At 63.7% G+C, this 6,807-nt stretch carries 13 protein-coding genes; all 13 read right to left on the minus strand.

Annotation, left to right across the window (positions count from 1 at the left end; genetic code table 11):
- Positions 1–536: phage major tail tube protein (locus tag HMPREF0178_RS00195; protein ID WP_009367882.1), on the minus strand; the 536-nt coding region annotated here is incomplete at its 3' end.
- Between the two features lie 9 nt (positions 537–545).
- Positions 546–1,799 carry a hypothetical protein gene (locus HMPREF0178_RS00200; protein WP_009367883.1) on the minus strand — a complete coding sequence of 418 codons (1,254 nt, stop codon included), beginning with the start codon at positions 1,797–1,799 and terminating at the stop codon, positions 546–548.
- Positions 1,800–1,801: 2 nt separating this feature from the next.
- Positions 1,802–2,074, minus strand: a complete 273-nt coding sequence (locus tag HMPREF0178_RS00205; protein ID WP_009367884.1) for a hypothetical protein — start codon at positions 2,072–2,074, stop codon at positions 1,802–1,804.
- Positions 2,075–2,085: 11 nt separating this feature from the next.
- Positions 2,086–2,553 carry a hypothetical protein gene (locus HMPREF0178_RS00210; RefSeq protein WP_009367885.1) on the minus strand — a complete coding sequence of 156 codons (468 nt, stop codon included), beginning with the start codon at positions 2,551–2,553 and terminating at the stop codon, positions 2,086–2,088.
- Positions 2,550–3,188: a hypothetical protein gene (locus HMPREF0178_RS00215; RefSeq protein WP_009367886.1), complete on the minus strand. Its 639-nt coding sequence runs from the start codon at positions 3,186–3,188 to the stop codon at positions 2,550–2,552. The genes HMPREF0178_RS00210 and HMPREF0178_RS00215 overlap by 4 nt, the downstream gene beginning before the upstream one ends.
- A 1-nt stretch (position 3,189) precedes the next feature.
- On the minus strand, positions 3,190–3,531 hold the full coding sequence (locus HMPREF0178_RS00220; RefSeq protein WP_009367887.1) for a hypothetical protein: 342 nt from the start codon (positions 3,529–3,531) through the stop codon (positions 3,190–3,192).
- The gene (locus tag HMPREF0178_RS00225; protein WP_009367888.1) at positions 3,528–3,812 is read right to left on the minus strand and encodes a hypothetical protein; all 285 of its coding nucleotides are present in this window, start codon (positions 3,810–3,812) and stop codon (positions 3,528–3,530) included. Before HMPREF0178_RS00225 ends, HMPREF0178_RS00220 begins: the two co-directional genes overlap by 4 nt.
- 2 nt (positions 3,813–3,814) lie before the next feature.
- Positions 3,815–4,114 carry a hypothetical protein gene (locus tag HMPREF0178_RS00230; protein ID WP_009367889.1) on the minus strand — a complete coding sequence of 100 codons (300 nt, stop codon included), beginning with the start codon at positions 4,112–4,114 and terminating at the stop codon, positions 3,815–3,817.
- The gene (locus tag HMPREF0178_RS00235) at positions 4,114–4,329 is read right to left on the minus strand and encodes a hypothetical protein (protein ID WP_009367890.1); all 216 of its coding nucleotides are present in this window, start codon (positions 4,327–4,329) and stop codon (positions 4,114–4,116) included. The genes HMPREF0178_RS00230 and HMPREF0178_RS00235 overlap by 1 nt, the downstream gene beginning before the upstream one ends.
- Positions 4,330–4,338: 9 nt before the next feature.
- Positions 4,339–4,947 carry a glycoside hydrolase family 108 protein gene (locus tag HMPREF0178_RS00240; RefSeq protein WP_009367891.1) on the minus strand — a complete coding sequence of 203 codons (609 nt, stop codon included), beginning with the start codon at positions 4,945–4,947 and terminating at the stop codon, positions 4,339–4,341.
- Positions 4,944–5,249, minus strand: a complete 306-nt coding sequence (locus HMPREF0178_RS00245) for a hypothetical protein (protein ID WP_157134845.1) — start codon at positions 5,247–5,249, stop codon at positions 4,944–4,946. Before HMPREF0178_RS00245 ends, HMPREF0178_RS00240 begins: the two co-directional genes overlap by 4 nt.
- Entirely contained in the window at positions 5,246–6,262 is a 1,017-nt protein-coding gene (locus HMPREF0178_RS00250; protein ID WP_009367893.1) for a major capsid protein, read from the minus strand. Before HMPREF0178_RS00250 ends, HMPREF0178_RS00245 begins: the two co-directional genes overlap by 4 nt.
- A 10-nt stretch (positions 6,263–6,272) precedes the next feature.
- On the minus strand, positions 6,273–6,653 hold the full coding sequence (locus HMPREF0178_RS00255; protein WP_009367894.1) for a head decoration protein: 381 nt from the start codon (positions 6,651–6,653) through the stop codon (positions 6,273–6,275).
- Positions 6,654–6,807: the final 154 nt, after the last annotated feature.

Below are 6,807 nucleotides of genomic sequence, written 5' to 3' on the forward strand. Positions count from 1 at the left end.
TCCATGCCGAGGTCGCCGCGGACTTGGGCGAGGTAGTCGGTTCCGGCGATGGTGCAGATGAAGTTCAGCTTGTCGATCTCCACCAGTTCCTTGCCGCCCTGCGAGAGCTTGAGGTAGTTGACTTCAAGCTCGGTTTCCGAATCCATCTTCTTGCCCGGTTCGGCCTTGCCGACGCCGAATTTCTTGGGGACGGTGCGGGCCACCAGCTTCACGGCGTCGGTGCCGAACTCGCCGTTCCCGGCGTCGAACTTCTGCACGCTGGCCCGGACGTCGAGCTGGTGCGTTTTCGGCGCGAGCAGGGTGACGGCGTTCTCGTTCACCGTATTCCATTTCAATTTCAGGCTGATGGCCTTGAAGTGCCCGATGACGGGCGTGTCCAGTTCCCCGGCGATGCCGAGCCCGCTCATGGACTCGGTGACGTATTCGAGGCTCGGCAGCTCGATGTCGGCCACGCCGAGCAGGGCGGAGCTGCCTTCCATATAGACTTTGGCGTTGATGAGCTTGTCGGGGATGACGTTTGCGGAGGGAAGGTTCATGGCGTCTCCTTACTCGGCGAAGAGGTTGGTCAGGTAGGACGGGTCGTATTCCAGCGTGAAGCGGATTTCCCGGGCCGGGGGCGGGGGCGCGATGAAGACGTGGAACCGGGCGGTGCCGTCGATGAGGTCGGTGCTCGGGTTTTCCCCGGCGAGGAAGGCCACCTTGCCGCCGAGGATGTATTCCCGGGCCGCGAGGCCGTTGAGCCAGAGGTTGAACGAGTCGCAGATCTGCTCGATGAACCGGCGGCGCAGGGGCGAGTCGGTGAACTGCCACGCGGTCAGCACCAGCGTGTTGCCGATGTAGTTGAACATGCGGCGCACGGGGATGAAGGTGTCCTTCACGTCGGTGACGGCGGGGTAGGCGGCGGTGCGGTTGCCCCAGACGGTCATCTGGCCGGTGAAGTTGAGCCCGGTGACGATGCCCTGTCCGTTGAGGTAGGCGGCCTCGGAGGGGGTGAGGGCCAGTTCCCTGCCCGCGTGGGTCAGGCCGTTGCAGAGCATCCGGCGGTTGGACGGCGACCAGTAGGGCACGCCCTCGTTGTCGGTGTCGCGGCTGGCGACCGTGGCGGCCAGATGCACGGAGCCGTGCTCGACGGCGTTGCCGAAGACCGGCGAGCCGAAGAAGATCTGCAGGGCCGGGTCAGTAAGGTTGTTGTCCTTCACCCATGCCGGGACGTCCGTATATTGGGCCACGCTGGCCGGGACATCGACAAGGCCGGTCGCCTTGAAGTGGCCGTTGATGTTCGCGGCCTTCGCGCCGAGGACCACGGCTACCGCCGGGTCGTCGGAGAAGCCGGGGGCCAGAAGCTGGCCGGGGACCAGCCCGAAGCGGGGGAAGACTTCCTCCACGAGTTCCAGCCCGGTGCGGCTTCCGGTGGAAGCGTCGATGCCGCCGATGACGTCGGCCTTCGTGACCTTGGAGACGTCGGGCTTGGTCGGGGTTTCCCCCTGTGCGGGCGCGGCGTGCTTCGCCGGATCAAAGACGTTGATGCAGACGATGGGGGCCACCCCGTAGCGCGACAGGTAGACGCTGGCGGCCTCGTGCAGGGTGAAGCCGGTTTCGTCCTCGCCGGGCGCGCCGAGCTGGGCCGTGAATTCCGCCATCGAGAAGATGAGCAGCGGTTTGTTGACGGGCCGTTCCGTGCCTTCGGGCAGGTTGTGGACCGGGGCCGTGCCGATGATAACCGGGAGGGAGACGTCCACGCGCACCGGCGCGACGATGCCGGTGGCGGTCTCTTCCCAGTAGACGCCGTGATTGTACATGGTTACCCCTTGATGTGGTTGCGCCTGACGCGCTCGTGGGTTGTGAAGAAGCCTTGCTTTTCCCGCATGCCGCGCAGGGCCTCGCCCGCCTTGTCCAGCGGGAGGAAGCAGGCTTTCACGTCAGGATCGGCAAACAGCTTTCCAAGGTGGCTGGGAATGCCTCCCCGGAACACACTGCCGTACATGAGCAGTACAGGCTGGCGGAATGTCGGTCCGAGGTAGATGAGCGTTTCAGGGAGTGGAGGAGTCGTTTTCGCCTTCTTTTCCGTATCCATAGTTTTTCCTTTTATTCCCAGCCCTTCATGGTCCAGTGCGACAGCATGGCCGCCTGAAGGAAGGGCTTCGGGTTTGTTTCGGCCTTTTCCCATGCCAGCAGCCGTCCCCGGTGATCGGGCACGAGCTGGAAGCGCCGTTCCAGCGGCGTTTCCCGGCAGGCCCCGAGTACGCGGGTGATGCCGGACATAAGGATTGCCAAGTCCTGTTCCGCGCCCTCGGCGTCGCCCGGTTCCGGGTTGTAGACGCAGCAGATGAGCGCGATGACGGCGGTTTCTCCCCTCTCTTCATGGTGGCCGCTCACAGGCACGAGGATGACGCAGGGAAAGGGTTTCCGGCCATTCTCGGGCGGAGGCAGGTCTCCGATAAAGACTTGTACGGGCTGCACGGCGTCGTCCTCGGCGGTCTGGCCGAGCAGGTGCAGGTCGGCGAGGCCGTCCGTCAGGCAGGCTTTCAGGGCGGGCAGGATGCGCGTGTTCATTTCGCGGCCTCCAGAGCCAGCGTTTGCTGAACGTAACGAGCCAGAATAACTGGAAGACGTTCTTCGGATTCACGCTCGACCATAGATTCCGCTTCAGGAGTTGCTACATGGTACTGAACTGAAGGGCCAAACAATTGACCGAGTACAACATCCCCAGCATTTTTATTTGAGTTAGAAATAACTCGAAAAAACACACCCATGTGGTCGCTTTTAGGCATTACGGCAACGAACGGAAGCCCAATACCTTTAATGATGCTTCTCCCCGTGCGTCGTTCCCCCTTGCGTAAGGCAAAGGTAAAATCTGGCCACTGGTACGGACGCATCCCGGGGTGGGCCGTAGGTGTTTTTTCTTCAACATCATAGTGAATGAGTGGAATGCCATCGCTACTCAGAACGGAAATACTGCCGGAGACAGAATCCCTAGAGTTGGTAACTGAAGTGCGTCTAACCGCTTTCTTCAACTCATTTTTCGGCAGAGGAACACTTGATGCCAAATACTGGATAAGCTCCTCTCGGATATGCTGCATCGTCTCGGCAACAGCCGGATACATGGCCTTCTGGATGCCGTAGGGCACGCTCTTGAGCTGGCGCAACGCCCGCGAAAAATCTTCATCGCTGATGCTGATTTCAATCATGTCAGCTCCCGTTGCGGTACAGGTTGATCCTGATGAGCCCGTGCAGGTCCACGGCATCGCCGACGGTCCAGAGGGTGCCGTCGATCCGCATGTCCTGCCGGGGCCGGGGGAGCGGGACAGCCCCTTCCCCGGCGGACGGCACCTGCAGCGTGCGGCGCAGCTGGTGCACGCCCCACGTCTCCACGGCGCTTTCATAGCGGCCTTCCGCGGGGGCCACGGCGTCATCCCAGATGCCGACGGTGTCGAGGCCGTCCACGTTCATGGGAGTGCCGAACTCGGCGGGGTTCAGGAAGGCATGCCGCACGTCGAAGGCGAGGGCTTCTTCAAAGAAATTCCGGTTCATGGAGTCCCCCTGACAAGCGACTTTACGTCGGCCTTGATTTCACGCAGGTCCAGCGACACGGCGTCCATCGTCGCTTCGGTTTTGGCCAGACGGCGCTCGTGGTCGTCCGTGCGGTCGCGCAGGGTCGTGAACATGCCCTCGTGCCGGGCCTGCGTGTTTTCGAGGCTCGACAGGCGCTCGTCCATCCGTCCGATGTAGATCGCGCTGGTGACGGCGGAGGAACCGATGCCGACAAGGATGGCGACAAGCAGCGGGATGATAACCGACTGGATATACTTCATGATCAGATGCTCTCTGCCTGTTCGATCCACAGTTGCAGCTCCCCGGCCTCCTGATCCGGGAGGTGAACCCATTCCCCGGTCACGGTTTTCCATTGTCCGGCCTCCCTGTACGCCCATCCGTCAGTCACGAGGGCTCCCGGCGTCGCCGGAGCCGGGGGCAGGGCGCTTGTCCGTCCCGCCACGGCGTTGCAGCCACTGGTCAGCAGGGCCAGAGCGCACAGCGCGAGTGCGAGCTTGGCGGCGGTAGTCCCGAAAACCTTCAAGGAACAGTTGAAGGATGCGGACAAGCGCGGCCCAGACATCACTTGCCGCCATTGGCCGTGTCGTCGGCGTTCTTGGCCTTGCCCTTGTTGCAGCCGATCCAGTTGAGCAGGCCGTACACGAGGCGGTAGAGCGCGCCGGACCGTTCCGTGGGCGCTGGCAGGAACACGCAGATAAACGCGCATACGCCGGACAGGGCGGCCAGCCCCTGCGCGAAGACGCCGGATTGGGTATCCAGCAATGCCGAAAAATCCATGATGGCCCCCTACACGGCGCGGGTCATCCAGCCCGCGAGGAATTTGCGCTGCGAGAAGCTGCCCGCGGCGATGTCGAGGTATTTCTTGCCCTGCGCGGCATTCAGCGCGTGGACCACGTCCCTTTCGGCGCGGTATTCAAGCACCAGCGCGAGGGCCTTGACGGTCTTCGGCCCCACGGCCCCGTCTTCGTCGAGGTCGTCAAAGAGCCGCTGTTCCTTGCCGTTGCGCCGGACGTAGTTCATGGCGTTGCACACGCGCTGGAGGAGCTTGCCGGAACCGCCCCGGCCCAGATTGACGGCCTGTTCGAACAGTTCGTTGGCTACCAGCTGGGGCCAGCGGGCAAGGCCCATCTTGTCCCACCACTGGACCCGGTAGAACGCCGTGACGAGGTCCTCCAGATTGGGAAGGGTGGTCAGGTGGCGCGAGAAGGCGAGGCTGCCCTGCTGGAAAGAGGGGTGCGCCTTGGCCGCGTCGATGAAATGCCAGCCCGGCCAATCCGGGAAGAATGCCCGGGCGATGCCCGCATACGTCTCCCCGCCCTTGTCGCCGGGGACGTTGCACCAGTCGCCCTCGAACGTGCGGACAGGGTTGTAGGCGATGTTGAAGTCGGCGCTCATTGTTCGTCTCCTTGGGGCGCATCCATGCAAGCGGAATCACGTTCCGCTTGCGCGCTTTCCTCATTCGAAGAGCCGCACGCGGTGCGACTGCCGTCGGCCATATGGTTTTCTTTTTTAGAGCCTTTCTTTGGGGCCTGCGCGGGCACGGGGGCAGCGGCATGCAGCGGCGTGGCGTAGCCCTCGCGGATGAGCGCGTCGGCTTTCCTCGCGTCCAGCGTGACCGCTTCTCCGGGAAGGAAGAGATGCTCGCCGTCATCAAGGGTGACGTGCAGGCGCACGTCCTTGGCCGTCTCGTCCATCACGCCACCGCCTTGATGAGCACGGTCGCGCCGGGCTGTTTGGGCCACGGCAGGGGGCGGGACTCGGCGATGGTGAAGATGCCGGAGGGGTCGTCCTGCTTGAACTGCTTGGAGAAGATTTCCACGGGGCCGGAGCAGTCCACGTCCATCGGCTGGCCGAACTCCATGACGTTCTCGGCGTCGGATGCGGCAAGCAGGGCATATTCGGGCGCGAGGTAGTATTGGACCTTGCCTTCGATGTCCTTGTAGGTGCCGGTCACCAGCCAGATGCGCAGGCCGTTCCAGATGCCCTTGAACTTGCTCTGGATGCTCGGGGAGAGCTGGCCGATGTTGATGTTGTTGCGGTCAAGGTCGTCGCGGACGTCGGGGTGCTTCCTGAAGGCGGCCCACGCCTTGCGGCCAAGGTAGAGGTCGGTCGCGCCGAGGTTGGCCTCCTCCTGAATCATTTCGTCGTAGGTCTGGAGGGAGTCCTGCAGGTCGGACGACGCGCCGGTCCATTGGGCCGCGCCTTCGAGCACGACGGTGTGGGCCTGCGGACGCCGGAAGTCGACGGTGAACGTCTTGACCACCTTGCCTTCCACGGCGTCGAAGAGGTCGATCTTGCCGTGGACGATGGCCTGCGCGCACATGATCTCGACCATAGTGTCGATGTCGGCGCGGTGATCGTCCATGTCTTCGGCGATGGCGCGTTCCACGGGGTTCACGTTGAGGTCGTAGGGCGTCTGGCCTCCGGCGTGCTTGAGCAGGTCGGCGGCTTTGAACAGGCGTTTCGGGCGGAAGCGCGGGGCCTTGACCGCGAACGCTGCACCCTCGCGCCCGCTGCGCATGGTGCCCCCGGCGGCGTTGGTGATGGAGGGGAGCATGGAGACGCCGCGGGAAACGACGTGCAGCTCGAACAGCTCGGTGGCCTTCGGAGCCTGACGGCGGAACATGTTGCCGAAAATATCGTATTTGACCGGACGCCTGTTGATGACGCCGGTGAGGACGCGGGAATCGAAGTAGTCGATGTCGGCCATTGGTTTCTCCTTATGCATCTCCGGCGAAGACGCCGACCTTGCGAAGTTCGGTGAGGGCCGCCTGCTGATCGGCGGCGGAAACGCCGTCGTCCCAGATAAGCTCGGAGGCGATGACGGCGGCGTGGACATAGACGAGCGCGTAGGCGTCGCCCTCGGCGGGGATGGCGACGTCTTCGGCCAGCACGCCGAGCAGGGCGGCGGTTTCACCTTCCCCGGGCTTGGCGTAGGCCCCCACGGTCGTGGCGGAGGTGGCCGTGACGGTCTTTGCGGCGATGACGGTTCCGGCGAGCAGGGTCTGGGCGGCTCCGGCGCTCGAAAGCACGATGCGCTGCGTGACCACGGGGTGGTCCTTCAGGAAGACCCGGCGCTTGTACGATGCGATTTCCTGCATGGTCGGCTCCTTACAGGGACGCGATGCGGTCGATGGTTGAGGCCATGCCGTCGCTCTTGAGCCCGGCGGTGGTGTCGAGGGGGCCGGGCGTCTGGGCGGTCAGGTGGGCGAGGATGGCCTGTTGCGCCGGGGTTCCGGCAGTCTGCCCGGAAGC

Source organism: Bilophila sp. 4_1_30, assembly GCF_000224655.1.
In the GTDB taxonomy this organism is placed as follows: domain Bacteria; phylum Desulfobacterota; class Desulfovibrionia; order Desulfovibrionales; family Desulfovibrionaceae; genus Bilophila; species Bilophila wadsworthia.